Genomic DNA, 24086 nt, shown 5'->3' with positions numbered 1-24086 from the left:
TCCGCCGTTTTTTTATCCAACCGGCGGCTCAGTTTATTGTTATTTACATAATTCAGCATCATGATTAACGATATTTCAAATCATGGATTTATGATTAATGTCTGTAATAAATAAAAACAGCGCCAGGCTGCGTGATGAAGAACGTGCGCGTCTGATCTGGCTGCTGACCACTGATAAAGCCATTATTTCTACACTGTTGGGCAAGCTTACCCTGGCTGAGCAATATGACGTCGGTACATTAGCCGACGATATTGCTGAGGTAGGGGCGCTGGTGGCCCACCTGCCACCGCCCGATTTGGCCGATACCCTCGAAGCGTTACCCTCTGAAGAACGTCATGCCCTGTGGCGACTGGTCGAAAGTGAAAAACGCGGAAATGTGCTGCTTGAGGCGTCAGAAAACGTCTGGGACGATCTGATCGATGAGATGACCGACCGCGAGTTGCTGGACGCGTTGCAATATCTCGATATCGATGAACAGATTTATCTGGTGCAGCATTTGCCACGCAACCTGACAGGCCGACTGCTGGCATCGCTGCCGGCAGAGGAGCGGGCGCGTGTGCGCCAGGTGATGCACTACGAGAAGAATCGCGTCGGCGCGATTATGGAGTTCGAAGTCATCACCGTGCGCCCGGACGTGACGCTGGAAGTGGTACAGCGCTATCTGCGACGGTTGGGGAAAATGCCGGAAAACACCGATAAACTCTTCGTGACCGATCGCAATAAAGTCCTCGTAGGCGAACTGACGTTGACCTGTATTTTGCTTAATGATGTGCAGCGCAAAGTCAGCGAGGTGATGGAAGACGATCCGCTCACCTTCGCTCCGGAGGATATCGCAGAAAACGCGGCACGAACGTTTGAACGTGACAACCTGGTCAGTGCGGCGGTGGTGGATCCATCAGGTAAGCTGATGGGCCGTTTGACCATCGATGAGATCGTCGATGTGGTATATGAAGAAACCGACACCGATCTGCGCCGGATGGGGGGGTTAAGCGCCGAAGAGGATGTGTTCGCCCCGGTCACTAAAGCAGTAAAAACCCGTTGGGCATGGCTGGCGATTAACCTCTGCACGGCATTCATCGCCTCACGAGTCATCGACGGTTTTGAACACACGATTTCACAACTGGTGGCGCTGGCTTCGTTGATGCCTATCGTGGCGGGAATCGGCGGTAATACCGGCAATCAAACCATCACCATGATCGTCCGCGCGCTGGCGCTGCAAAATATTCAGCCCGGTAACTTGACGTTCCTGATCCTGCGTGAGATGGGCGTGGCGTTGATCAACGGCCTCGTCTGGGGCGGGATTATGGGGGGGATTACCTGGTGGCTGTATGATGATATGGCGCTTGGTGGCGTTATGACCCTGGCGATGATGCTTAACCTGCTGATGGCGGCATTGATGGGGGTAATCATTCCGATGACGATGGTGAAACTCGGGCGCGACCCGGCTGTCGGCTCAAGCGTTATGATCACCGCTATTACCGACACCGGCGGATTCTTTATTTTTCTTGGTCTGGCGACGCTGTTTCTGATGTAACCACTTGTTTGCATCTGACGATACGCGGCAGAACCAGCATCATCATCACTCCGGCAACCACGCCAATCGCCAGGTTGCCGGTAGAAACCGTCGCGGCAACGGTAATCAACATTACCAGCGTTTCAGTGACTGGCATTTTCACCAGCGCGGCGGGAGTGATACTGTGCCAACTGAACGTTTTCACCGCCACAATCACCATAATGCCGGCCAGTACCGACATGGGTATTTTCGCCATTACTTCACTTAATGCGGTGACCAGCAGCAGTAATACTAATCCGGCGGCCAACGTTGAGAGTCGACTGCGTCCTTTGCCCATCTCAACGTTGACGATCGTTTGGCCAATCATCGCGCATCCGGCAATGCCGCCATAAAACCCGGCCAGAATATTAGCGATCCCCAGTCCCGCACTTTCACGGTTTTTATTCGATGGCGTGACCGTCAGATCGTCAACCAGTCTTGCGGTTAACAACGACTCCATCAAACCGACAAAGGCGATGCTTAACGCGCAGGGCCAGATAATGGCAAAAGTTTGCCCGTTAAGTGGTACCAGCAATTGGGTTAAACCAGGTAGTCCACCGCGCATTGAACCTTCGTCACCGACGGTAGGCAACAGTTGTCCACTGGTCACGGTGAATACCGTCAACAAGACAATGGCAACCAATGGTGCGGGAATATTTTTAATGAATCGCGGTAGCCACAGTACGATCAGCAGCGTCAGGATAAACAATCCCCAGATTAACGGGCTTTTTCCCCAGAAGTGCGGGACCTGAGCAAAGAAAATCAAAATGCCCAGCGCGTTGACAAAGCCCGTCATGACGGCCGCGGGGATAAAACGCATCAGGCGTGCCATGCCTAATACGCCAAACAGGATCTGGATAAGTCCGGCCAGCACGACCGCTGGCAGAATGTACTGCACGCCGTGTAGGTGCACCATTGGGCCAATAACCAGAGCTACAGACCCCGCAGCGGCGGTAACCATTGCCGGGCGCCCCCCCAGAAAGGACATTGCCAGGCACAGTACAACGGAGGCAATCAGACTGACTTTCGGATCAACGCCAGCGATAACGGAAAAGGAGATTACTTCCGGGATCAGTGCAAGGGCGGTAACCACGCCCGCCAACATTTCGCGCACCAGTAAATGGGGCTTACGCAATACGGTTCCAACGGAATGATCTGCCGTCGCGGCAGGGGAGGGATGGAGCGCAGACATATTTACTCTCAGGTCGTAAATGGCCTGATACAGCAGACCGACAAGCATCCGTGCGGTGAATAGCAAAGCGCAGCATAGTACCCGTCTGGTGGGCGGGTTTCCAGAAATGATTGTCAATAACCCTATAAAGAATCAACTTATTAATAACATTTTTAAAATTTAAATATAATTTATAAACATTATTTAATTATTTTTACTTAAGTGTTACCGTTGGTACCGCTCGATTTTCACCTGCAATAAAAGCTAAAAAGCGATACTAAAAGTAAGGCATTAACATTATGAAAAAAGTGACTGCCATGCTCTTCACCCTGGCCGTAGGACTGAACGTTGTCTCTATGGCGGCAAAAGCGAAAGCGACTGAAGAGCAGGAAACGGATGTGCTGTTGATTGGCGGCGGCATTATGAGCGCCACACTGGGAACCTATTTACAGGAGCTGGAGCCACAATGGTCAATGACCATGGTTGAGCGACTGGATGGCGTTGCTCAGGAGAGTTCGAACGGCTGGAACAATGCCGGAACGGGACACTCTGCACTCATGGAACTGAATTACACGCCTAAAAAAGCCGACGGTAGTGTCAGCATTGAAAAGGCAGTCGAAATTAACGAAGCCTTCCAGATTTCCCGCCAGTTCTGGGCGTATCAGGTCAACAATGGCGTGATGCATGAACCCCGCTCGTTTATCACCACCGTGCCACATATGAGCTTTGTCTGGGGCGACGAGAACGTGAATTTCCTGCGTGCCCGTTATACCGCACTGCAGCAGAGTACGTTGTTCCGTGGCATGCGTTACTCCGAAGATCACGCGCAAATTAAAGAGTGGGCGCCGCTGGTCATGGAAGGTCGCGATCCAAAACAGAAAGTTGCGGCAACGCGTACTGAGATTGGTACTGACGTAAACTACGGCGAAATTACGCGCCAGCTGATTGCATCGTTGCAGAAAAAACCTAATTTTGCTTTGCAGCTGAGCACCGAAGTGCGTGGGTTTAAGCGTAACGCGGATAATAGCTGGACCGTCACGGTTGCCGATCTGAAAAACAGCGAAGCGGAACACGACATCAAGGCGAAGTTTGTCTTTATTGGTGCTGGTGGCGCTGCGTTGAAACTGCTGCAGGAAACCGATATCCCGGAAGCGAAAGGCTATGCCGGATTCCCGGTTGGTGGTCAGTTCCTGGTGGCGGAAAACCCGGACGTGGTCAATCGTCACCTGGCGAAAGTCTACGGTCAGGCGTCCGTTGGTGCACCGCCGATGTCCGTACCGCATATTGATACCCGCATTCTGGATGGCAAGCGCGTGGTACTGTTTGGACCATTTGCGACGTTCTCTACCAAGTTCCTGAAAAATGGTTCCTTATGGGATCTGCTCAGCTCTACCACCACGTCAAACTTTATGCCGATGGTGAATGTAGGGCTGGATAACTTCGATCTGGTGAAATATCTGGTAAGCCAGGTCATGCTCAGCGACGACGACCGTTTTGCTGCACTGCAGGAGTACTATCCGCAGGCGAAAAAAGAAGACTGGCGTTTGTGGCAGGCAGGTCAGCGTGTGCAGATCATCAAAAGTGATGAAGAAAAGGGCGGCGTTCTGCGTCTGGGAACTGAAGTGGTCAGTGACAAAGAAGGAACAATTGCTGCACTGCTGGGCGCATCGCCAGGGGCGTCAACCGCTGCACCGATCATGCTGCATCTGATGGAAAAAGTGTTTAAAGATAAAGTTGCCAGCCCGGAATGGCAGGCGAAACTGAAAACAATTATCCCGTCCTATGGCACGAAGCTGAACGGTAACGTTGAGGCCACAGAACAAGAGCTGCAATATACCAGTGAAGTTTTGGGTCTGAAGTACGATAAACCGCAGGTCGCTGATGAAGCACCGAAACCGCAGCTTAAACCTCAGGCACAACCGCAACCTGAGCAGAAAGCTGTCGCAGATATCGCACTGTAAAGAAAATGCCGGATGGCACTGCGCTTATCCGGCCTACTTCGTGCGTTTGTAGGCCGGATAAGGCGGTACGCCGCTATCCGGCACATTCTCACTTATCGCGCGACTGCGTCCTGAATCTTCTCTTCCGCTTTCCAGATTCGGTATTTCACTTCTACGTTTTCCGGAGTGTAGACCACAATCGGCAATTTGCTGTTGTAACGCACCATACCGTCATCACCCAGATAAGCTGTGATGAATTTTTTCTCTTTTTTGCCGTCCGGGCAGGCCATCATGGTCGAGACCGGGGAGCTGACTTTGTCAAAAACATAGTAGTCGTATCCCCAACCTTCCAGAGTTTTGCTTTCCAGCTCTCCACCAAGGCGATGCCTGTTGCAGTCAACTTCCAGCGTTTGTCCGATCAGCAGTTCCACTTTTAGAGTAGATTCATCTTTCTCAGGAGCGAGCTGGATAACCTGGCGCTTCATACCTTTGTCGGCTTTAGGATAAGGCGCTGTTTTTTCCAGTGGTTGAGTGTTGGCATCGTTGTTTGCAGCCCACACAGAGGTGCTGGCAACGGCAGCTAACAGGACGGCAGGGACAATAGTCTTCATCTTATTGTTCACAGTTTTTCCTTTCTTCTGTCTTCTGAACGTATCTGTGGCAGGTTAGCATATTCACATCATCTATTAATCTAAATTTACTTATATTTTAAGTGTATTGGCTGAGTGTTTGTTATTAATATGGTGATATATCCTAAGAATTATCTCATAAATAAGATAATTCTCTTTTTGCGGTGTTCGTTATATAATTTAGTATATAACTAATTGAAATGTGAGCAAAAGCGCGTTTTTTTCCACCAACCCCACACTCTTTTGATCCGGCAACAGCATTTACCCCGATTGGGGTATGCACCTCTAACACATCCTGAAATATCTTACTGTTAAAAATAACTACTCATAAATAGTGCGGTTTTTATTGTCGTTCAACCCGCTCAGGGAGAGCGTCATTATGGAAGGACAATGTCATGGTTGATTTATCCCGTCGAGGCATGTTGACAGGCAACTGGCGTAACGCTGGCATTGGGATCCGTCCGCCGTGGAGCAAGGAAGAATCTCACTTTCTGGCCCATTGCCTCCGTTGTGACGCCTGCATCCAGGCGTGTGAAACCGACATCCTGCAGCGAGGCCAGGGTGGGTATCCGAGCGTAAATTTCAAACACGGCGAATGCAGCTTTTGTTACGCCTGCGCACAAGCCTGTCCCGAATCACTTTTTCTTCCGCGCCACACCAGGGCATGGGAACTGAACTTTACGATCGGTGAAAACTGCCTCGCAAATCAGTCTGTTGAGTGCCATCGCTGTCAGGATAGTTGTGAACCCATGGCCATTACCTTTCGCCCCACGCTGTCTGGTATTTACCAGCCACAGCTCGACAATCAGGGCTGTAACGGATGTGGAGCGTGCGTCGCTACCTGTCCGGTTTCAGCCATTAACGCGGAGTACAACCATGGACACTAACTGGCAGGTCTGCAGCCTGGTCGTTCAGGCCAAAAGTCAGCATATCAGCGATATCGCCACGCAGTTGAGTACATTTCCAGGTTGTGAAGTTGCACTCAGTGATGTGGAAAGCGGCCAACTGATCGCGGTGGTAGAAGCTGAACAAAGTGAAACGCTAATGAAAACAATTGAGTCGGTACGCAACGTTGCGGGCGTACTGGCGGTGTCGCTGGTTTATCACCAGCAGGATGAGCAAGGTGAGGAAACACCATGAAACTCAGTCGTCGTAGCTTTATGAAAGCTAACGCCGTTGCGGCCGCTGCGGCGGCTGCCGGGTTAAGCGTGCCGGGCGTAGCCCGCGCGGTAGTCGGTCAGCAAGAAGCTATCAAATGGGACAAAGCTCCGTGCCGATTTTGCGGTACAGGTTGTGGCGTATTGGTAGGGACCCAGCAAGGGCGTGTTGTGGCATGCCAGGGCGATCCGGATGCGCCGGTTAACCGTGGACTTAACTGCATTAAAGGTTACTTCCTGCCTAAAATCATGTACGGCAAAGACCGTTTAACGCAGCCGATGCTACGCATGAAGGATGGCAAATATCACAAAGAAGGCGAATTCACCCCAATTAGCTGGGACCAGGCCTTCGACGTGATGGAAGAGAAATTCAAAACGTCCCTGAAAGAAAAAGGGCCAGATGCCATCGGCATGTTTGGCTCCGGTCAGTGGACCATCTGGGAAGGTTATGCGGCGGCGAAGCTGTTCAAAGCGGGTTTCCGTTCAAACAACATTGACCCGAACGCACGTCACTGCATGGCATCAGCGGTAGTCGGTTTTATGCGTACCTTTGGTATGGATGAACCGATGGGTTGCTATGACGATATTGAGCATGCGGATGCTTTTGTTCTGTGGGGCGCCAATATGGCGGAGATGCACCCAATTCTGTGGTCACGCATCACCAACCGTCGCCTGTCCGATCCTAATGTCAATGTGGCGGTTCTCTCTACCTTCCAGCATCGTAGCTTTGAACTGGCCGATAACGGCATCGTCTTTACGCCGCAAAGCGACCTGGTGATCCTCAACTACATCGCAAATTACATCATTCAAAACAATGCGATAAACCAGGATTTCTTCAGCAAGCACGTTAACCTGCGCAAAGGTGCGACGGATATCGGCTACGGTTTACGTCCGACGCATCCGTTGGAGAAAGCGGCGAAAAACCCAGGTTCTGATGCATCCGAACCGATCAGCTTTGAAGAATACAAAGCGTTTGTTGCGGAATATACGCTGGATAAAACCGCAGAAATGACCGGCGTTCCGAAAGATCAACTGGAACAACTGGCGCAGCTGTATGCCGATCCGAATAAGAAAGTCATCTCCTACTGGACGATGGGCTTTAACCAACACACACGCGGCGTGTGGGCCAACAACCTGGTCTACAACCTGCACCTGTTGACCGGCAAGATCTCCCAGCCTGGCTGTGGTCCGTTCTCTCTGACTGGCCAGCCTTCCGCTTGTGGTACCGCGCGTGAAGTAGGGACGTTCTCCCATCGCCTGCCTGCGGACATGGTGGTGACTAACGAAAAACACCGTGATATCTGCGAAAAACACTGGCAGATCCCAACCGGTACTATTCCGGCGAAAGTGGGTTTACATGCGGTAGCGCAGGATCGTGCGCTGAAGGATGGCAAGCTCAATGTTTACTGGGTGATGTGTAACAACAACATGCAGGCCGGACCGAATATTAACGAAGAGCGTATGCCTGGCTGGCGCGATCCGCGCAACTTTATCATCGTTTCCGATCCGTACCCGACGGTCAGTGCCCTGGCGGCCGACCTGATCCTGCCGACAGCGATGTGGGTGGAAAAAGAAGGGGCCTACGGTAACGCTGAGCGTCGTACTCAATTCTGGCGTCAGCAGATTAAAGCGCCGGGCGAAGCAAAATCGGATTTGTGGCAACTGGTGCAGTTTGCCCGTCGTTTCAAAACAGAAGAGGTCTGGCCGGAAGAACTGTTGGCGCAGAAACCAGAACTGCGTGGCAAAACTCTGTATGACGTGCTGTTTGCAACGCCTGCGGTGACGAAATACCCGGTTAGCGAACTGGCTGATGATCAGCTTAACGATGAGTCCCGCGAGCTGGGTTTCTACCTGCAAAAAGGGCTGTTCGAAGAGTATGCATGGTTTGGTCGCGGTCATGGACACGATCTTGCACCGTTCGATGATTACCACAAAGCGCGCGGGTTACGCTGGCCGGTAGTTGAAGGTAAAGAGACCCAGTGGCGCTACAGCGAAGGTAACGATCCGTACGTGAAGGCTGGAGAAAGTTACAAGTTCTACGGCAAGCCGGACGGTAAAGCGGTGATTTTCGCACTGCCATTTGAACCGGCGGCAGAAGCGCCGGATAAAGAGTATGACCTGTGGCTCTCCACCGGACGTGTACTGGAACACTGGCACACCGGCAGTATGACGCGTCGCGTGCCTGAACTGCACCGTGCCTTCCCGGAAGCCGTGCTGTTTATCCATCCGCTGGACGCGAAAGCACGCGATTTGCGTCGTGGCGATAAAGTCAAAGTGGTCTCCCGCCGTGGTGAAGTCATTTCGATTGTGGAAACACGTGGGCGTAACCGTCCACCGCAGGGGCTGGTGTATATGCCGTTCTTCGACGCCGCACAGCTGGTGAACAACCTGACGCTGGATGCGACGGATCCGCTTTCTAAAGAAACGGATTTCAAGAAGTGCGCTGTGAAACTGGCGAAGGTGTAAGTCGCTATGTCCCGGTCAGCAAAACCCCAAAATGGCCGCCGCCGCTTTCTGCGCGATATGGTTCGCGCAGCTGGCGGACTGGCAGTTGTTGGCGTGGCGCTGGGGTTGCAACAACAAACCGCACGTGCAACCGGCGTGCGGTTACGCCCGCCTGGGGCATTGAGTGAGGACGCATTTGCCAGCGCTTGCGTACGCTGCGGGCAGTGCGTTCAGGCTTGCCCTTATGACACGCTGAAACTGGCGACTCTGGCCTCCGGGTTGGCGGCGGGGACGCCGTATTTTATTGCCCGCGATATTCCCTGCGAAATGTGTGAGGACATCCCGTGCGCCAAAGTTTGTCCAAGCGGAGCGTTGGATCGGGAAATTGAATCGATCGACGATTCACGCATGGGGTTGGCGGTGCTGCTGGATCACGAGAACTGCCTCAATTATCAGGGATTGCGCTGCGACGTCTGCTATCGCGAGTGCCCGAAAATTGACGAGGCCATCACCCTGGAGCTCGATCGCAATATGCGTACCGGTAAACATGCGCGGTTTATTCCTACCGTTCATAGCGATGCCTGTACCGGATGCGGTAAATGCGAAAAGGTCTGCGTGCTGGAGCAACCGGCCATAAAAGTGCTGCCGTTGTCGCTGGCAAAAGGGGAGTTGGGACACCATTACCGCTTCGGTTGGCTGGAGGGGCAAAATGGCAAATCGTAAACGTGATGCAGGCCGTGAAGCGCGGGCGAAAAAAGGCTGGTGGCAGAGTCATCGTTGGCTGGTGTTGCGTCGTTTAAGCCAGTTTCTGGTGTTGGCGATGTTTCTCAGCGGCCCGTGGCTCGGTGTGTGGATCCTGCATGGTAATTACAGCAGCAGCCTGTTGCTGGATACCATTCCGTTAACCGATCCACTCATTACGCTGCAAAGTCTGGCCAGTGGGCATTTGCCTGCGACGGTGGCGTTAACGGGCGCGGCCATCATTACGGTGCTGTATGCCCTTGCGGGCAAGCGATTGTTTTGTAGTTGGGTCTGTCCGATGAATCCTGTAACCGACTTTGCGAGCTGGTTACGCAGAAGGTTTGAGTTGAATCAGTCTGCGACAATTCCGCGCTATATACGCTACGTCCTGCTGGTTGTCATTTTGCTGGGCTCTGCTGTAACAGGCACGTTGCTGTGGGAATGGATAAACCCGGTTTCTCTGCTGGGACGTGGCCTGGTGATGGGGTTCGGTAGCGGCATACTGCTGATTATTGCACTGTTTTTATTTGATTTACTGGTCGTTGAACATGGCTGGTGCGGGCACCTTTGCCCACTTGGCGCACTGTATAGCGTGCTGGGAAGTAAAGGGGCGTTAACCGTTTCGGCGAAAGAACGCGAGAGATGTAACCGCTGTATGGATTGTTTTCATGTTTGCCCGGAACCGCATGTGCTACGTGCCCCGGTGCTGGATGAGCAAAGCCCGGTGCAGGTGACCAGTCGCGATTGCATGGCCTGCGGTCGCTGTGTGGATGTCTGTTCTGAGGATGTTTTTACAATAACAACACGATGGAGTTCGGGAGCGAAATCATGAAAAGCCATGACCTGATTAAAGCGCTGAGTCAAATGACGGCAGCGCTGGCCCTGGTAGTCAGTGGGGCAGTTTGGGCTGCAAACGGAGTGGATCTGAGCCAGTCACCGGAAGTTTCGGGGACGCAGGAAGGGGCGATTCGCATGCCGAAAGAGCAGGAGCGTATGCCGCTGAACTACGTTAACCAACCACCGATGGTTCCGCACAGCGTTGATGGTTACCAGGTTACAACTAACACCAACCGCTGCCTGCAGTGCCATGGCGTGGAAAGCTATCGGACAACCGGCGCGCCGCGCATCAGCCCGACGCACTTTATGGACAGCAATGGCAAAGTGCTGGCGGAAGTGGCGCCGCGTCGCTATTTCTGCCTGCAGTGTCATGTCCCGCAGGCTGATGCTGCTCCGATTGTCGAAAATACCTTCACCCCCTCGAAAGGTTACGGGAAATAAGAGGTCATTATGGAAAATTCTAACCGTAAACCAGGCTGGATTAAGCGCGTCTGGCAATGGTGGCGTCGCCCCAGCCGTCTGGCGCTCGGCACGCTGTTGTTAATCGGCTTTGTGGGCGGCATTATTTTCTGGGGCGGTTTTAACACCGGTATGGAAAAGGCCAACACTGAAGAATTCTGTATCAGCTGTCACGAAATGCGCAACACTGTCTATCAGGAATACATGGAAACCGTACACTACAACAACCGTAGTGGTGTACGTGCGACCTGCCCTGATTGCCACGTCCCGCATGAGTGGGGCCCGAAAATGATTCGTAAGATTAAAGCCAGCAAAGAGCTGTATGCGAAAGCGTTGGGGTTGATAGACACACCGCAAAAATTTGAAGACCACCGTCTGATAATGGCGCAAAATGAGTGGCGGCGTATGAAAGACAATAACTCGCAGGAGTGTCGTAACTGTCATAACTTCGAGTTTATGGATTTAACCGCCCAGAAAGGTGTTGCGGCTAAAATGCATGACCAGGCCGTGAAAGAAGGACAAACCTGTATCGACTGCCATAAAGGGATAGCGCACAAACTCCCCGATATGCGTGAAGTTAAACCGGGATTCTAACAGGATGTTGATGCGTGCAAATGCTTGAAGCCAGGGAACTGCTCTGTGAGCGGGATGACAGAATACTGTTTAGTGAGCTGTCATTTCGCGTAACCGCGGGTGAATGGGTGCAAATTACCGGGAGTAACGGCGCAGGGAAAACCACTTTGCTGCGCTTACTTACTGGTCTGGCTCGCCCTGATGCCGGAGAGGTTTGCTGGCAAGGGCAACCACTGCATCAAGTGCGGGACAGTTACCATCAGGAACTGCTTTGGATCGGACATCAGCCGGGAATTAAAACCCGGCTTTCGGCGTTGGAGAATCTGCGTTTCTTCCACCATGATGGCGATATTGCTCAGTGCCTGGCCGCTCTGGCACAGGCCGGGCTCGCCGGATATGAAGACATTCCAGTTAATCAACTCTCTGCCGGACAACAACGCCGTGTGGCATTGGCTCGTCTGTGGCTGACCCGCGCCCGGCTCTGGATCCTGGACGAACCGTTCACTGCGATTGATGTCAATGGCGTTGAACGCCTGACTCAGCGTATGGCACAACATACGGAGCAGGGCGGTATTGTTATTCTCACGACTCATCAGCCTCTGAATGTAGAGACCAATAAAGTGCGGCGTATTGCGCTGACCAGCGAGAGGGCTGCGCAATGATGTGGCGAATTTTCCGTTTAGAACTGCGGGTTGCGTTCCGTCATAGTGCGGAGATTGCCAATCCGTTATGGTTCTTCCTGATTGTGATTACGTTATTCCCGCTAAGCATTGGCCCGGAACCACAACTGCTGGCGCGAATTGCGCCGGGTATTATCTGGGTTGCAGCACTGCTGGCATCATTACTGGCGCTGGAGCGCCTGTTTCGCGATGACCTTCAGGACGGCAGCCTCGAACAGCTGATGTTACTGCCATTGCCGCTACCGGCGGTGGTGCTGGCGAAGGTAATGGCACACTGGGTCGTGACCGGCCTGCCGTTGCTTATCCTCTCGCCGCTGGTGGCGTTGCTGTTGGGAATGGATATGTACGGTTGGCAGATTATGGCGCTGACGCTGTTGCTCGGTACGCCGACGCTGGGTTTTCTCGGTGCGCCAGGCGTTGGATTAACGGTTGGTCTGAAGCGTGGCGGTGTGTTGTTAAGCGTGTTGGTACTGCCGCTAACCATCCCGCTGCTGATTTTTGCGACCGCTGCGATGGATGCGGCCTCTATGCACTTACCCGTTGAAGGGTACATGGCGATTCTGGGCGCACTGTTGGTGGGGAGCGCGACGTTAAGTCCTTTTGCGACGGCGGCTGCGTTACGCATCAGTGTGCAGTAGCACGATTTTTATTTTAGCGTGCCTGATCAGGCGATTTTCCGCCATCAGGGACAACGGCAGTTTCATTTGTTTTGCTTGAGTCTGGTGACTGAACTATGTGGAAAATACTTCATCAACTGGCGATGCCCCCACGGCTCTATCAGATCTGTGGCTGGTTTATCCCGTGGCTGGCGATTGCCAGTGTAGTGATACTGGCAACGGGTTGGATCTGGGGATTTGGTTTTGCACCTTCGGATTATCAGCAGGGGCAGAGCTATCGCATTATCTATCTGCACGTCCCGGCGGCAATCTGGTCGATGGGGATTTATGCCTCGATGGCGGTTGCGGCGTTTATCGGCCTGGTCTGGCAGATGAAAATGGCCAATCTGGCTTTAGCCGCGATGGCCCCTGTTGGCGCAGTGTTTACCTTTATCGCACTGGTGACCGGGTCGGCATGGGGTAAACCAATGTGGGGAACCTGGTGGGTATGGGATGCCCGACTCACTTCTGAACTGGTGTTGCTGTTTCTCTACGTAGGCGCTATCGCACTGTGGCACGCATTTGATGACCGCCGTGTGGCGGGGCGTGCTGCCGGTATTCTGGTGCTGATTGGCGTTGTTAACTTACCGATTATTCATTACTCGGTAGAGTGGTGGAATACGTTGCATCAGGGATCGACCCGTATGCAGCAAAGTATTGATCCGGCGATGCGCACGCCGTTGCGTCTGGCAATCGTCGGCTATCTGTTGCTGTTTATCACGCTGACGCTGATGCGCATGCGTAATCTGATTTTGTTGATGGAAAAACGCCGCCCGTGGGTGAGCGAACTGATCTTAAAAAGAGGCCGCCAATGACCCCTGCATTTGCATCATGGAGTGATTTTTTCGCGATGGGCGGTTACGCCTTGTATGTCTGGTTGGCTGTGGCTATGAGCGTTGTCCCTATGATTGTACTGGTGCTGCACTCTGCGTTACAGCATCGGACGATATTACGCGGTGTAGCACAGCAACGGGCAAGAGAAGCCCGTATGCGCGCGGCACAAACGCAACGGGAGGCGGCGTGAATATTCGACGTAAAAATCGACTCTGGATTGCCTGTGCGGTGCTTGCGGGTCTGGCATTAACCATCACGCTGGTGCTCTACGCGCTGCGTTCCAATATCGACCTGTTCTATACGCCGGGCGAAATACTCTATGGTAAGCGTGAAACCCAGAAGATGCCTGAAGTCGGTCAACGTCTGCGTGTGGGGGGCATGGTTATGCCTGGCAGCGTTAAACGCGACCCGCAATCCCTGAAGGTGAATTTCAGCATCTATGACGCCGAGGGCGTAGTCGATGTGACGTATGAAGGTATCCTGCCGGATCTGTTCCGTGAAGGGCAGGGGGTCGTTGTGCAGGGTGAACTGGAAGAGGGGAATCATGTGCAGGCAAAAGAGGTCCTCGCCAAACATGATGAGAATTACACCCCGCCGGAAGTCGAAAAAGCGATGCAGGAAAATCACCGTCGCCCGGAAAGTGTTTATAAGGATAAAACGTCATGATGCCTGAAATTGGCAATGGGCTTCTGTGTCTTGCACTTGGCGTTGCATTGCTGCTCTCGGTCTATCCTCTGTGGGGCGTAGCGCGCGGTGATGTACGGATGATGGCCTCTGCACGGCCATTTGCCTGGGTGTTGTTTATCTGCGTGATGGGTGCGTTTCTGGTGTTGGTAAACGCATTCGTGGTCAATGACTTTACCGTGACCTATGTGGCCAGTAACTCTAATACTCAGCTCCCGGTTTGGTATCGGGTAGCGGCAACGTGGGGCGCGCATGAAGGCTCACTGTTGCTGTGGGTGCTGCTGATGAGCGGCTGGACGTTTGCCGTGGCGCTGTTCAGTCAGCGGATGCCGCTGGATATCGTCGCTCGTGTACTGGCTGTGATGGGCATGGTCAGTGTTGGCTTCCTGTTGTTTATCTTGTTTACCTCTAACCCGTTTTCTCGCACCTTGCCTGATTTCCCTGTCGAAGGGCGCGACCTGAACCCGCTGTTGCAGGATCCGGGGCTTATTTTCCATCCACCGTTGTTGTATATGGGCTATGTCGGTTTCTCAGTCGCTTTTGCATTCGCGATTGCCGCGTTGATGAGCGGGCGTCTGGACAGCACGTTTGCCCGTTTTTCGCGCCCCTGGACGCTGGCGGCGTGGGTGTTTTTGACGTTGGGGATTGTGCTCGGCTCCGCCTGGGCGTACTACGAGCTTGGCTGGGGCGGCTGGTGGTTCTGGGATCCGGTCGAGAATGCTTCGTTTATGCCGTGGCTGGTAGGTACAGCGCTGATGCACTCCCTGTCGGTTACCGAACAACGCGCCAGTTTCAAAGCCTGGACGCTGCTGCTCTCGATCTGCGCTTTCTCGCTATGCCTGTTGGGCACTTTCCTCGTGCGCTCAGGCGTACTGGTGTCGGTACATGCATTCGCCTCCGATCCGTCACGCGGGATGTTCATTCTTGCCTTTATGGTCATGGTGATCGGTGGATCTCTGCTGCTCTTTGCCGTGCGTGGTCATAAAGTTCGCTCCAGGGTGAATAACGCCCTCTGGTCACGTGAATCGCTGCTATTGGGGAATAACGTTCTGTTGATTGCCGCCATGCTGGTGGTGCTGCTGGGCACATTGTTGCCGCTGGTGCATAAACAGCTGGGGCTAGGCAGTATTTCGATTGGTGAACCGTTCTTCAATACCATGTTCACGTGGCTGATGGCACCGTTCGCACTGCTGTTGGGGATTGGACCGTTGGTTCGCTGGGGTCGTGACAGACCGCGTAAACTAAAAACATTGCTGATTATCGCGTTTGTCACCACATTTGTACTGTCACTGCTGCTGCCGTGGCTGCTTGAAGACCGCATTGCCGCGATGACGGTAGTAGGTCTGGCAATGGCATGCTGGATATTCGTGCTGGCGATGTCTGAAGCATTCCTGCGTATTTCACGCGGAACGAAGTTGACGCCAAGTTACTGGGGTATGGTGTCAGGCCACGTGGGACTGGCGATTACTATCGTGGGGATTGCCTTTAGTCAGAACTACAGCGTTGAGCGTGATGTGCGTATGAAGGCTGGCGATAGCGTGAGCATTCATAATTATCAGTTTACATTCCGTGAAGTTAAAGATATCACCGGGCCTAACTACCGTGGTGGCGTGGCGATTATTGGTGTAACACGTGACGGTAAACCGGAAGCGACGCTGCATGCGGAGAAACGTTTTTATAACAGCACCAGTTCCATGATGACCGAAGCGGCAATTGACGGTGGTTTTACGCGTGACCTGTATGCTGCGTTAGGCGAAGAGCTGGACAATGGCGCATGGGCCGTGCGTCTGTATTACAAACCGTTTATTCGCTGGATTTGGGCCGGAGGGTTGCTGATGGCGCTGGGCGGATTGTTCTGCCTGTTTGATCCACGCTATCGCCAGCGCGTGCGTCCACGCACAGCTGAGCAAAAAAACGCGCCGGAGGCTGTATGAAGCGCAACGCACTCTTAATCCCTTTTATTATTTTTCTCGTTATTGCGGCAGCGCTGCTGTGGCAACTGGCGCGTAACGCCCAGGGAGATGATCCCACCAATCTTGAATCGGCATTGATCGGTAAACCGGTACCGACGTTCCGCCTTGAGTCGCTGGAGAATCCGGGGCAGCATTATCAGGCCGATGTCCTTACGCAGGGTAAACCGGTGTTGCTCAACGTATGGGCGACATGGTGTCCAACCTGCCGTGCTGAACACCAGTATCTGAATCAGCTGTCTGCAGAGGGCGTGCGGGTAGTCGGCCTGAACTATAAAGACGATCGTCAGAAAGCGATTGTCTGGCTGAAAGAACTGGGTAATCCATATGCGCTTAGCCTGTTTGATGGCGATGGCATGCTTGGATTGGATCTGGGCGTATATGGCGCGCCGGAAACTTTCCTGATCGACGGTAAGGGAATTATTCGCTACCGCCACGCTGGCGATTTGAATGCCAGAGTGTGGGCAAGCGAGATCAAACCGTTGTGGGATAAGTACAGTAAGGAGGCTGCGCAATGAGATTTTTACTGGGCGTATTGATGCTGGTGATCTCTGGTTCGGCGCTTGCCACCATCGACGTAATGCAGTTCAAAGACGAAGCGCAGGAGCAACAGTTCCGCCAGCTTACCGAGCAATTGCGCTGCCCTAAGTGTCAGAACAACAGCATTGCCGACTCTAACTCGATGATTGCTACCGACCTGCGTCAGAAAGTCTATGAGCTGATGCAGGAAGGGAAAAGCCAGAAAGAGATCGTCGATTATATGGTGGCGCGCTACGGCAACTTCGTCACTTACGATCCGCCGCTGACGCCGCTGACGGTTCTGTTATGGGTGATGCCCGTCGTGGCGATCGGCTTGGGAGGCTGGATTATTTTTGCCCGCTCACGCCGTCGTATACGATTGAAACAGGAAGAATTTCCAGACGATATCACTCCGGATGGAAAACGTGGTGGATGGTGGCTGTATGTGCCAGGCGTTGTAGTCGCATTGGTAGTTGGCGCGGTGAGCTATTATCAAACGGGTAATTACAAGCAGGTTAAAATCTGGCAACAAGCTACAGCACAAGCTCCGGCGTTGCTGGAACGGGCACTGGATCCGAAGGCTGAACCTCTGAATGAAGAGGATATGACACGCCTTGCGCTGGGACTGCGTACGCGACTGCAGGCCGATCCTGGAAACGTTGAAGGCTGGATTATGCTCGGACGCATTGGAATGGTATTAGGTAATGCCAGCACGGCGACAGAAGCCTATGCCAACGCCTACCGACTGGATCCTAAAAATAGCGATGCGGCGCTGGGTTATGCGGAAGCGTTGACCCGTTCCTCCGATCCAAATGATAACCGTCGGGGAGGGGAGTTATTGAGTCAGTTGGTCAGGGGCGATCATGCTAACGTGCGTGTACTGAGCATGTATGCTTTTAACGCCTTTGAGCAGCAGCGCTTCGGCGAGGCGGTTGCGGCCTGGGAGATGATGCTGAAGTTATTACCCGCCAACGACACTCGCCGGGCGGTGATTGAACGCAGCATTAAACAGGCGATGGAGCAGTTGTCGCCGCAGGAGAAATAAGAGCGGAAGATGCCGGATAGCGACCCTAAGAGTCTTATCCGGCCTGGACATAAGCCCGATAGCATAGCGCTACCGGGCATTCTGCGTATTACTGTATTCCACGCGTTTGCAGAAACAGGATGGTGGCGGCAACACGAGAGCGCACGTTGAGCTTGCGCAGCAGGTTGCGAATATGCACCTTCACCGTTTGTTCCGAAATATTCAGTACGGACGCAATCTGCTTGTTTGACAAGCCCTGAGCCAGTTCATGTAAAACATCCAGCTCGCGTTCGGTAAGTATACTGAACGGATCTTCTTCCGCACCAAACAGTTCACGCTCTCGCAGGTATTCGCTGACGCGTGCGCTGAAGGCTTTACCGCCTTTAGCACCACTGCGAATGGCTTCAAGCAGAACTTCTGGGTCGCTGTCTTTCAACAAATAGCCATCAGCGCCGGCATCAATCAATGCGTATACATCGCTTGCGGAATCTGACACGGTAAGAATGATGATTTGCGCAGTGATGCCATCCCGGCGCAGCGCATTCAGGGTATCAAGTCCGCTCATTCCCTTCATATTGAGATCCAGCAGGATCACATCAAGGTCAAGACGGTTTGCCAGATCGATTGCACTTGCACCATCACCCGCTTCGGCGACGACTTCAAATGCGCTATCCAACTGTAGCAACTGACTAATTCCTCGTCGCATCAGTGGGTGGTCATCGACAATAAGCACCTGAAAAGGCATTGCTTCAGGCATACTATTCTCCTGAGTATTTATTAGTATCATTATTGTTTTCAGCACGTAAATCGTCCAGATTCATCGAGCTGATGAGAGAATAAATTTTACCCTAATTTGTGCATGGGTAAGTAGCAAAACCGTCAAAGTTTAAAACGGGCAGGGGTGGGAGAGAGATGAGGTCTACTGCCAGGGCGCTGCTATAAAGACCAACTGCATGGCAAAATGAACATACCACTGGCCAGTGGCTATGTAAGCAGCTCCCTTGCTGGACATCCCTCATCGAGCTAGGAGGGTTCCGACGTACGAGTTAACAGCATATCAATCAACTTTTCATCGAACAGAACAGGGACATAGACAGTGTGAGTATATTCTAAAGCATCAGGAGGATGTGTGTATTCAAAAAGCTCAATATCATGGCCGTCGCGTCGGGTGATGCAGTGTTGGGCCATGTATTGCTTGTAGACGTAGAGTATTCTGTCTGATGTCGAACCCACTTTTTTAGTAAATGTAAAACGCAGATAATCCCCGGAGATAACCGGTAAAGCGGGTAGTTCTTTCTCCTTGCTAAACTCCGCAGTGACACCAATGTGGTAGTCGAAACTAATTTTATCACATTTCAAATTTACGGGTTTGCACAATGTATAAACCTTGTCGGGAATAGTGAGGAGCAAACTGGAGAATGTTTTTTCAAGTTCTGCTCTCTGCATGGTATGGGCTTTACCGATGTGATAAAAATCACATTCATACTTTCCAGAGACGCCATAGAGTTCAAGGTGCGGAATGTAAATATAACTCACGTCCAAATCCATGAGTGCGCCGTTTACTTTATGACCCCAGGCCGGAATTTTTCCAAATATAACTTCACTGTTGCTTCTGAATTCAACAGGCGTTGTACCAAAGCACTCTTTGAAGTATCGAGTGAAAGCTTGTTGGCTTGAGTAAAAGCAAAGCTCTGATATTTTTTTCACGGAGAGACCGGAGAATTTTAGGGCGAGTGAACACCGGTACATCTTGATCCCCATAATATAGTTTTTGATAGAACACCCCATCCTGGATCTAAATATCCTGTGGAGTTGAGCACTGCTGTAGCCTGAGCGAGATATAATGGAGGGGATGCTGATATTCTCATCCTGGCCTTCATCGATAAGCCTGAGCAGTTGCGTTATAAATTCATCGCTCAAAGGTCCTCACTTACATCTGGTTATAGCGAATCAAGTATAAGATCCTGTTTTAGAATATTACATTCAGATAATCAATAGCATAATCACAGAGTGATATTATTTGGTGGTAATAATCCAAAAAAAGAGTAATAAAGATAACTCGTTACAATTAATTAACGCAGATGGCGTTGCTGAGCGTAAAATTACTGGAAAACGCTGTGCAAATAATAACGTCTGGTATTATACTCGCCGTGAGTTTACTGGCACCATGATAACGCTGATGAATGATTATTGATTGCTTTATACAAATAAATAATTTAATTAAATTTTATTTGTTATGTTTTTGTTGTTTTTGTTTATTTATTCTCATGATTGTTTATTTGAATTGCGCTCTAAAGTTCGTTGAGCTGATAATCTTGCGGTAACGCGCTGGTGCTATAAAAAATGTCATGAGTAGATACTCTCTATATATGTCGATGTTTCTCAAGACACCTGCCGTTGCGCTTATATATTCAATATTAAGTCATTTTATTTTAGGAACGGAATAAATGAAATTAACAAAAATTGCAGCGGTGGTTATTCTGGCTGGCACTCTGTCTTCATTCGCGCAGGCGGCCACGCCAACACCAACTGATTCGGGCCATGGTTCTGTCACCTTTACGGGGTCAATTATTTCTGCCGCGTGTTCTATTGCGAATGATAAGCAGGATGTTTATCTGGGAGAAATCTCCGATGCGGCGTTGAAGGCGGATGATAACACGGGAAGATCAACACCAGTGAATTTCACCATTAATCTGCAAAATTGCGATACCGGTCCCGGTAGTAGTACTGTGTCTACAACGTTTACTGGCGCAACTGATGCAAACGATCCCGACGGCGCACGCCTGGGTATCACAGGTACGGCTTCCGGTGCGGGTATTGTATTAACTGATGGTGCGGGCAAACCTATTGCCTTAGGTACGGCGACAGATCCTCAGGGCATTCAGGATGGTAACAATAGCCTGTTGTTCTCTGCGTACCTGCAGGGTGATGGTGCCTCTGCCATCATAGTCCCTGGGGAATTCACTGCGATTGCAGACTTCACCCTGGCTTATAATTAATCATTCCCTGGTATAGTGCCTGTTACTGTACGCCCGCCTGTGCGGGCGTATGGTGGTCAATTTGCTGAAGTGAGTTCATGATTGGAATAATACGTTATACCTGTATTTTTATTTTTCTTTTAGCATATTGCTCTATCGCTACTGCGGGCAGTGTCCGGTATAACAGAATGCATTTTTATGGGGTTATTAAAGCACGGGCATGTAATATTTTTATGGCAGGGGGGGAACAGCAGATTGATATGGGGGAGTTAATTGAAAAACAGCTGGAATATAATAAGAAAACTCTTTCAGAGCGATTCTCTATTCATCTCGATCATTGCGTATTTGATGTTAACTCAAAAAATGATACGCCATGGCAGTATTTCCGCGTTACGGTAGATAGCGTTGATGCAGACAATTTTTCTGAACCGGATGCCAACGCGGGAAACATTGTCTTGCAATTATTAAATAAAGGTATGCGAGCAAGTAATAAGGGTGAGAAGGTTGGTAATTACACAAAAGTAAGCAATACAGATATGCGTCTTGACTATGCCTTATCGTTTAAAGAGAGAAATGTCTTTGGCCCTGCGGATAACCTGCCATTGATACCTTCTTCATTTATCGTTGAATATAAGGTGAGTTACTTTTAGTTTTTTATAAATCATTCGCAAGAATAACTGACAACGATGGAACTGGAATGTATAGCTCTATAATGTTGCCGTTAACCAGGCGCATAATTTTTGGCATGTGCTTGTCTTTTGTTTTTTTACAGTGCGGTGTATACGCGGCTGATTATGTTGATTTCAATACTGATATTCTGGACGTTAATGATAAAAAAAACATCGACTTCAGTCGTTTTGAAAGCAGCGGGTATATTATGCCGGGAGATTACAGCTTTAAGTTAAAAATCAATCAGAATGAAATAGATGAACAGCCTATATCTGTTTATAACAAAGATGATGATAAAAAAGAGACAGAAGCTTGTTTCAGTAGTGAGCTGGTGAAGCAATTCGGGCTAAAAGAAGAGTTCTTACAAAAAATTAGCATGTGGCACCAGGGTCAATGTGCTGATATTACTTCGCTGGAAGGCGTAATTGTCAGCCCTGATATGGGGACTGGGGTGCTGAATATCAGTATTCCCCAGGTCTATCTGGAGTATGTTTCCAACGACTGGGTGCCAATCAGTATGTGGGATGAAGGAATTCCTGGGTTGCTAACAGATTACAACCTCAACTTTCAGAGCAATACACAGGAGAGTGAAGGTAGCACCGATCGTACGTTATCGGGTAACGGAACGAGTGGATTAAATATTGGGGCATGGCGGGCACGCGCAGACTGGCAGACGAATTACGCTAGCGGTTCAAGCGGAAATAGCGGAAGAAAAAAATGGGCATGGGATCGCAGCTATGTCTATCGTGCTATGCCTAAATTAGGCGCTAAGCTGACATTAGGTGAGGACTATATGAATTCTGATCTGTTTGACAGTTTTCGCTTTGTTGGCGCCAGTATGATATCTGATGACAATATGCTGCCACCCAATTTACGTGGCTATGCGCCAGAAGTCTCTGGTGTGGCAAAAACGAACGCCAAGGTGACTATTTCACAACAGGGGCGAATTATTTATGAAACGCAGGTCGCTGCCGGCCCTTTTTCAATACAAGATTTAAACAGCGCTGTATCAGGAACGCTGGATGTGCGCGTTCAGGAACAGGATGGATCGGTGCAGCAATATAAAGTCAGTACCGCATCAATACCCTATTTGACACGCCCTGGAAGTATCCGTTTCAAGGTTTTTTCAGGTCGACCGACCAATGAAAGTCACCAGGCAGCAGGTGAAACTTTCAGTTCTGGTGAAATGTCATGGGGGATTAATAACGGGTGGTCGCTTTATGGAGGATCCACAGTTAGTGATAGCTATCGTTCACTGGCTGTTGGCGTCGGGCGAGATCTTATGATGTTGGGGGCGCTCTCATTTGATGTTACACGTGCAGATGCCAGGCTAAATAACTATCAAAGCGAAGATAAAATAGGGCGTTCCTATCGCCTGAGTTATTCGAAACGATTTGACGACACAGGGAGCGAGATCACCTTTGCGGGATATCGTTTTGCAGAAAAAGATTTCATGAGTTTTAGCGATTTTCTTAATTATGTATCAACAACGGATGCATTTCAGGAAGATAAAGAAATGTATACGGTGACGTTTAGCCAGCAGTTTGTTGATTCAGGAACGAGTCTGTATGTGAACTACTCACACCAGACTTACTGGAATAGCCCGGAAGAAGATCGCTATAATCTCTCGTTGTCGCGTTTTTTTGATATGGATAAGTGGAAGAATATTAATATTTCATTGACGGCATATCGGAATAAATTTGAAGGCAATAATGACGATGGCGCTTATATATCGGCGTCAATACCGTGGGGCGACACCGCAACCGTAAGTTATAACTCAACGTTTAGTGATTCGAGTAACTCGCATCGTATTGGCTATTATGACCGTCTGGAAAATGGCGATAATTATCAGATTGCTACCGGGAGTGGTAACGAAGGGATGAATGTGAGTGGCTATTATGATCATTCTGGAGATTTATCAGATGTCACTGCAAACCTGGATTATGAGCAAAATCAGTATCGTTCAGCTGGCTTAACGTTGCGGGGAGGCATTACTGCCACAGCCAAAGGCGCTGCGTTGCACAGAGTGAATTCACTTGGTGCTACCCGTGTACTGGTCGATACCGTCGATGCTGCAAATGTCCCCGTCCATGGTTATGGCGATACGGTATTAACGAACCATTTTGGGAAAGCGGTTATTACAGATGTTACACAATATATCAAAAATAATTTAAGTATCGATATCGACAATATGCCGGATGATGCGGAAGCGACGTATTCTGTTGCATCGGCAACATTGACTGAAGGGGCAATTGGGTATCGCAAATTTAACGTGATATCGGGTATGAAAGCATTGGCTGTTATACGCCTTGTCGATGGTAGTTTTCCACCCTTTGGTGCCAGCGTACACAATGACGGGAATCAGGAAGTTGGTATTGTTGGCGGAGATGGTCAGGTTTATCTGAGTGGTTTAAACCCAGGAGCCAGCCTGCAGGTAGTATGGAGTGAGGACGACAGTTGTAAAGTAGTGATTCCGGAAAAACTGGGGCAATTGGATCTTACCGATACATTGCTTCTACCGTGTATCCATTAGAGATAAATAAATTTCGTTAATTTAAATTGGGTTGA

24 protein-coding genes are annotated in these 24086 nt (G+C 50.7%); 20 read left to right on the top strand and 4 right to left on the bottom strand.

Annotation, left to right across the window (positions count from 1 at the left end; genetic code table 11):
* Window positions 1-97: 97 nt before the first annotated feature.
* Complete coding sequence (gene mgtE, locus OH663_RS10880; protein ID WP_045445397.1) at window positions 98-1534, top strand: magnesium transporter; 1437 nt, start codon at window positions 98-100, stop codon at window positions 1532-1534.
* On the opposite strand, the gene OH663_RS10875 is transcribed toward mgtE, so the two are convergent.
* Window positions 1497-2744 carry a SulP family inorganic anion transporter gene (locus OH663_RS10875; protein WP_200010157.1) on the bottom strand — a complete coding sequence of 416 codons (1248 nt, stop codon included), beginning with the start codon at window positions 2742-2744 and terminating at the stop codon, window positions 1497-1499. The two genes, mgtE and OH663_RS10875, sit on opposite strands and share 38 nt — an antisense overlap.
* 278 nt (window positions 2745-3022) lie before the next feature.
* On the opposite strand from OH663_RS10875, the gene mqo reads away from it, so the two are divergent.
* On the top strand, window positions 3023-4684 hold the full coding sequence (mqo, locus tag OH663_RS10870) for a malate dehydrogenase (quinone) (protein WP_048221009.1): 1662 nt from the start codon (window positions 3023-3025) through the stop codon (window positions 4682-4684).
* 92 nt (window positions 4685-4776) lie between these two features.
* On the opposite strand, the gene eco is transcribed toward mqo, so the two are convergent.
* Window positions 4777-5274 carry a serine protease inhibitor ecotin gene (gene eco, locus OH663_RS10865; protein ID WP_200010369.1) on the bottom strand — a complete coding sequence of 166 codons (498 nt, stop codon included), beginning with the start codon at window positions 5272-5274 and terminating at the stop codon, window positions 4777-4779.
* Window positions 5275-5687: 413 nt separating this feature from the next.
* On the opposite strand from eco, the gene napF reads away from it, so the two are divergent.
* From napF to OH663_RS10790, 15 genes are all read left to right on the top strand, one after another.
* Window positions 5688-6179, top strand: coding sequence for a ferredoxin-type protein NapF (gene napF, locus OH663_RS10860; RefSeq protein WP_045445392.1), 492 nt, complete (start codon window positions 5688-5690; stop codon window positions 6177-6179).
* Window positions 6169-6432 carry a chaperone NapD gene (gene napD, locus OH663_RS10855; RefSeq protein ID WP_045445389.1) on the top strand — a complete coding sequence of 88 codons (264 nt, stop codon included), beginning with the start codon at window positions 6169-6171 and terminating at the stop codon, window positions 6430-6432. Before napF ends, napD begins: the two co-directional genes overlap by 11 nt.
* Window positions 6429-8915: a nitrate reductase catalytic subunit NapA gene (gene napA, locus OH663_RS10850; RefSeq protein WP_200010156.1), complete on the top strand. Its 2487-nt coding sequence runs from the start codon at window positions 6429-6431 to the stop codon at window positions 8913-8915. The genes napD and napA overlap by 4 nt, the downstream gene beginning before the upstream one ends.
* A gap of 6 nt (window positions 8916-8921) precedes the next feature.
* Complete coding sequence (gene napG / locus OH663_RS10845) at window positions 8922-9617, top strand: ferredoxin-type protein NapG (protein ID WP_045445382.1); 696 nt, start codon at window positions 8922-8924, stop codon at window positions 9615-9617.
* Window positions 9604-10467 (top strand): quinol dehydrogenase ferredoxin subunit NapH, encoded by an 864-nt coding sequence (napH, locus tag OH663_RS10840; protein WP_045445379.1) that lies wholly within the window; start codon window positions 9604-9606, stop codon window positions 10465-10467. The genes napG and napH overlap by 14 nt, the downstream gene beginning before the upstream one ends.
* Entirely contained in the window at window positions 10464-10913 is a 450-nt protein-coding gene (napB, locus tag OH663_RS10835) for a nitrate reductase cytochrome c-type subunit (protein WP_045445376.1), read from the top strand. The genes napH and napB overlap by 4 nt, the downstream gene beginning before the upstream one ends.
* Window positions 10914-10922: 9 nt before the next feature.
* Complete coding sequence (gene napC, locus OH663_RS10830) at window positions 10923-11525, top strand: cytochrome c-type protein NapC (RefSeq protein WP_045445373.1); 603 nt, start codon at window positions 10923-10925, stop codon at window positions 11523-11525.
* 14 nt (window positions 11526-11539) lie between these two features.
* Entirely contained in the window at window positions 11540-12166 is a 627-nt protein-coding gene (gene ccmA / locus OH663_RS10825; protein WP_263525742.1) for a cytochrome c biogenesis heme-transporting ATPase CcmA, read from the top strand.
* Entirely contained in the window at window positions 12163-12822 is a 660-nt protein-coding gene (gene ccmB, locus OH663_RS10820; protein ID WP_045445367.1) for a heme exporter protein CcmB, read from the top strand. The genes ccmA and ccmB overlap by 4 nt, the downstream gene beginning before the upstream one ends.
* A 95-nt stretch (window positions 12823-12917) precedes the next feature.
* Window positions 12918-13655 (top strand): heme ABC transporter permease, encoded by a 738-nt coding sequence (locus OH663_RS10815; protein WP_045445364.1) that lies wholly within the window; start codon window positions 12918-12920, stop codon window positions 13653-13655.
* Window positions 13652-13864, top strand: coding sequence for a heme exporter protein CcmD (ccmD, locus tag OH663_RS10810; RefSeq protein WP_045445361.1), 213 nt, complete (start codon window positions 13652-13654; stop codon window positions 13862-13864). The genes OH663_RS10815 and ccmD overlap by 4 nt, the downstream gene beginning before the upstream one ends.
* Window positions 13861-14340, top strand: coding sequence for a cytochrome c maturation protein CcmE (ccmE, locus tag OH663_RS10805; RefSeq protein WP_045445358.1), 480 nt, complete (start codon window positions 13861-13863; stop codon window positions 14338-14340). The genes ccmD and ccmE overlap by 4 nt, the downstream gene beginning before the upstream one ends.
* The gene (locus OH663_RS10800) at window positions 14337-16292 is read left to right on the top strand and encodes a heme lyase CcmF/NrfE family subunit (protein ID WP_048221011.1); all 1956 of its coding nucleotides are present in this window, start codon (window positions 14337-14339) and stop codon (window positions 16290-16292) included. The genes ccmE and OH663_RS10800 overlap by 4 nt, the downstream gene beginning before the upstream one ends.
* Window positions 16289-16846, top strand: a complete 558-nt coding sequence (gene dsbE, locus OH663_RS10795) for a thiol:disulfide interchange protein DsbE (RefSeq protein ID WP_045445352.1) — start codon at window positions 16289-16291, stop codon at window positions 16844-16846. The genes OH663_RS10800 and dsbE overlap by 4 nt, the downstream gene beginning before the upstream one ends.
* Window positions 16843-17892 carry a cytochrome c-type biogenesis protein CcmH gene (locus tag OH663_RS10790; protein WP_045445349.1) on the top strand — a complete coding sequence of 350 codons (1050 nt, stop codon included), beginning with the start codon at window positions 16843-16845 and terminating at the stop codon, window positions 17890-17892. Before dsbE ends, OH663_RS10790 begins: the two co-directional genes overlap by 4 nt.
* An 88-nt stretch (window positions 17893-17980) precedes the next feature.
* Here the strand turns inward: OH663_RS10790 and narP are convergent, their stop codons facing one another.
* Window positions 17981-18628, bottom strand: coding sequence for a nitrate/nitrite response regulator protein NarP (gene narP / locus OH663_RS10785; RefSeq protein WP_045445346.1), 648 nt, complete (start codon window positions 18626-18628; stop codon window positions 17981-17983).
* A 266-nt stretch (window positions 18629-18894) separates the two neighbouring features.
* Window positions 18895-19791, bottom strand: a complete 897-nt coding sequence (locus OH663_RS10780; protein ID WP_071828996.1) for a helix-turn-helix domain-containing protein — start codon at window positions 19789-19791, stop codon at window positions 18895-18897.
* A gap of 527 nt (window positions 19792-20318) precedes the next feature.
* On the opposite strand from OH663_RS10780, the gene OH663_RS10775 reads away from it, so the two are divergent.
* The 3 genes from OH663_RS10775 (at window position 20319) to OH663_RS10765 (ending at window position 24051) form a co-directional block, all read left to right on the top strand.
* Window positions 20319-20870 carry a fimbrial protein gene (locus OH663_RS10775; protein WP_200010155.1) on the top strand — a complete coding sequence of 184 codons (552 nt, stop codon included), beginning with the start codon at window positions 20319-20321 and terminating at the stop codon, window positions 20868-20870.
* Window positions 20871-20947: 77 nt separating this feature from the next.
* The gene (locus tag OH663_RS10770) at window positions 20948-21499 is read left to right on the top strand and encodes a fimbrial protein (RefSeq protein WP_200010153.1); all 552 of its coding nucleotides are present in this window, start codon (window positions 20948-20950) and stop codon (window positions 21497-21499) included.
* 47 nt (window positions 21500-21546) lie between these two features.
* The gene (locus OH663_RS10765; RefSeq protein WP_200042000.1) at window positions 21547-24051 is read left to right on the top strand and encodes an outer membrane usher protein; all 2505 of its coding nucleotides are present in this window, start codon (window positions 21547-21549) and stop codon (window positions 24049-24051) included.
* Window positions 24052-24086: the final 35 nt, after the last annotated feature.

Source organism: Citrobacter sp. Marseille-Q5395, assembly GCF_947057495.1.
Taxonomy (GTDB): domain Bacteria; phylum Pseudomonadota; class Gammaproteobacteria; order Enterobacterales; family Enterobacteriaceae; genus Citrobacter; species Citrobacter murliniae.
Note: the sequence above shows the minus strand (reverse complement) of the source record. Positions and strands in the feature narration are given on the sequence as shown.

Coding starts and splice junctions, on each gene's coding strand:
- mgtE (WP_045445397.1), top strand. CDS start 98: ATGTCTGTAATAAATAAAAACAGCGCCAGGCTGCGTGATGAAGAACGT.
- OH663_RS10875 (WP_200010157.1), bottom strand. CDS start 2,744: ATGTCTGCGCTCCATCCCTCCCCTGCCGCGACGGCAGATCATTCCGTT.
- mqo (WP_048221009.1), top strand. CDS start 3,023: ATGAAAAAAGTGACTGCCATGCTCTTCACCCTGGCCGTAGGACTGAAC.
- eco (WP_200010369.1), bottom strand. CDS start 5,274: ATGAAGACTATTGTCCCTGCCGTCCTGTTAGCTGCCGTTGCCAGCACC.
- napF (WP_045445392.1), top strand. CDS start 5,688: ATGGTTGATTTATCCCGTCGAGGCATGTTGACAGGCAACTGGCGTAAC.
- napD (WP_045445389.1), top strand. CDS start 6,169: ATGGACACTAACTGGCAGGTCTGCAGCCTGGTCGTTCAGGCCAAAAGT.
- napA (WP_200010156.1), top strand. CDS start 6,429: ATGAAACTCAGTCGTCGTAGCTTTATGAAAGCTAACGCCGTTGCGGCC.
- napG (WP_045445382.1), top strand. CDS start 8,922: ATGTCCCGGTCAGCAAAACCCCAAAATGGCCGCCGCCGCTTTCTGCGC.
- napH (WP_045445379.1), top strand. CDS start 9,604: ATGGCAAATCGTAAACGTGATGCAGGCCGTGAAGCGCGGGCGAAAAAA.
- napB (WP_045445376.1), top strand. CDS start 10,464: ATGAAAAGCCATGACCTGATTAAAGCGCTGAGTCAAATGACGGCAGCG.
- napC (WP_045445373.1), top strand. CDS start 10,923: ATGGAAAATTCTAACCGTAAACCAGGCTGGATTAAGCGCGTCTGGCAA.
- ccmB (WP_045445367.1), top strand. CDS start 12,163: ATGATGTGGCGAATTTTCCGTTTAGAACTGCGGGTTGCGTTCCGTCAT.
- OH663_RS10815 (WP_045445364.1), top strand. CDS start 12,918: ATGTGGAAAATACTTCATCAACTGGCGATGCCCCCACGGCTCTATCAG.
- ccmD (WP_045445361.1), top strand. CDS start 13,652: ATGACCCCTGCATTTGCATCATGGAGTGATTTTTTCGCGATGGGCGGT.
- OH663_RS10800 (WP_048221011.1), top strand. CDS start 14,337: ATGATGCCTGAAATTGGCAATGGGCTTCTGTGTCTTGCACTTGGCGTT.
- dsbE (WP_045445352.1), top strand. CDS start 16,289: ATGAAGCGCAACGCACTCTTAATCCCTTTTATTATTTTTCTCGTTATT.
- OH663_RS10790 (WP_045445349.1), top strand. CDS start 16,843: ATGAGATTTTTACTGGGCGTATTGATGCTGGTGATCTCTGGTTCGGCG.
- narP (WP_045445346.1), bottom strand. CDS start 18,628: ATGCCTGAAGCAATGCCTTTTCAGGTGCTTATTGTCGATGACCACCCA.
- OH663_RS10775 (WP_200010155.1), top strand. CDS start 20,319: ATGAAATTAACAAAAATTGCAGCGGTGGTTATTCTGGCTGGCACTCTG.
- OH663_RS10770 (WP_200010153.1), top strand. CDS start 20,948: ATGATTGGAATAATACGTTATACCTGTATTTTTATTTTTCTTTTAGCA.
- OH663_RS10765 (WP_200042000.1), top strand. CDS start 21,547: ATGTATAGCTCTATAATGTTGCCGTTAACCAGGCGCATAATTTTTGGC.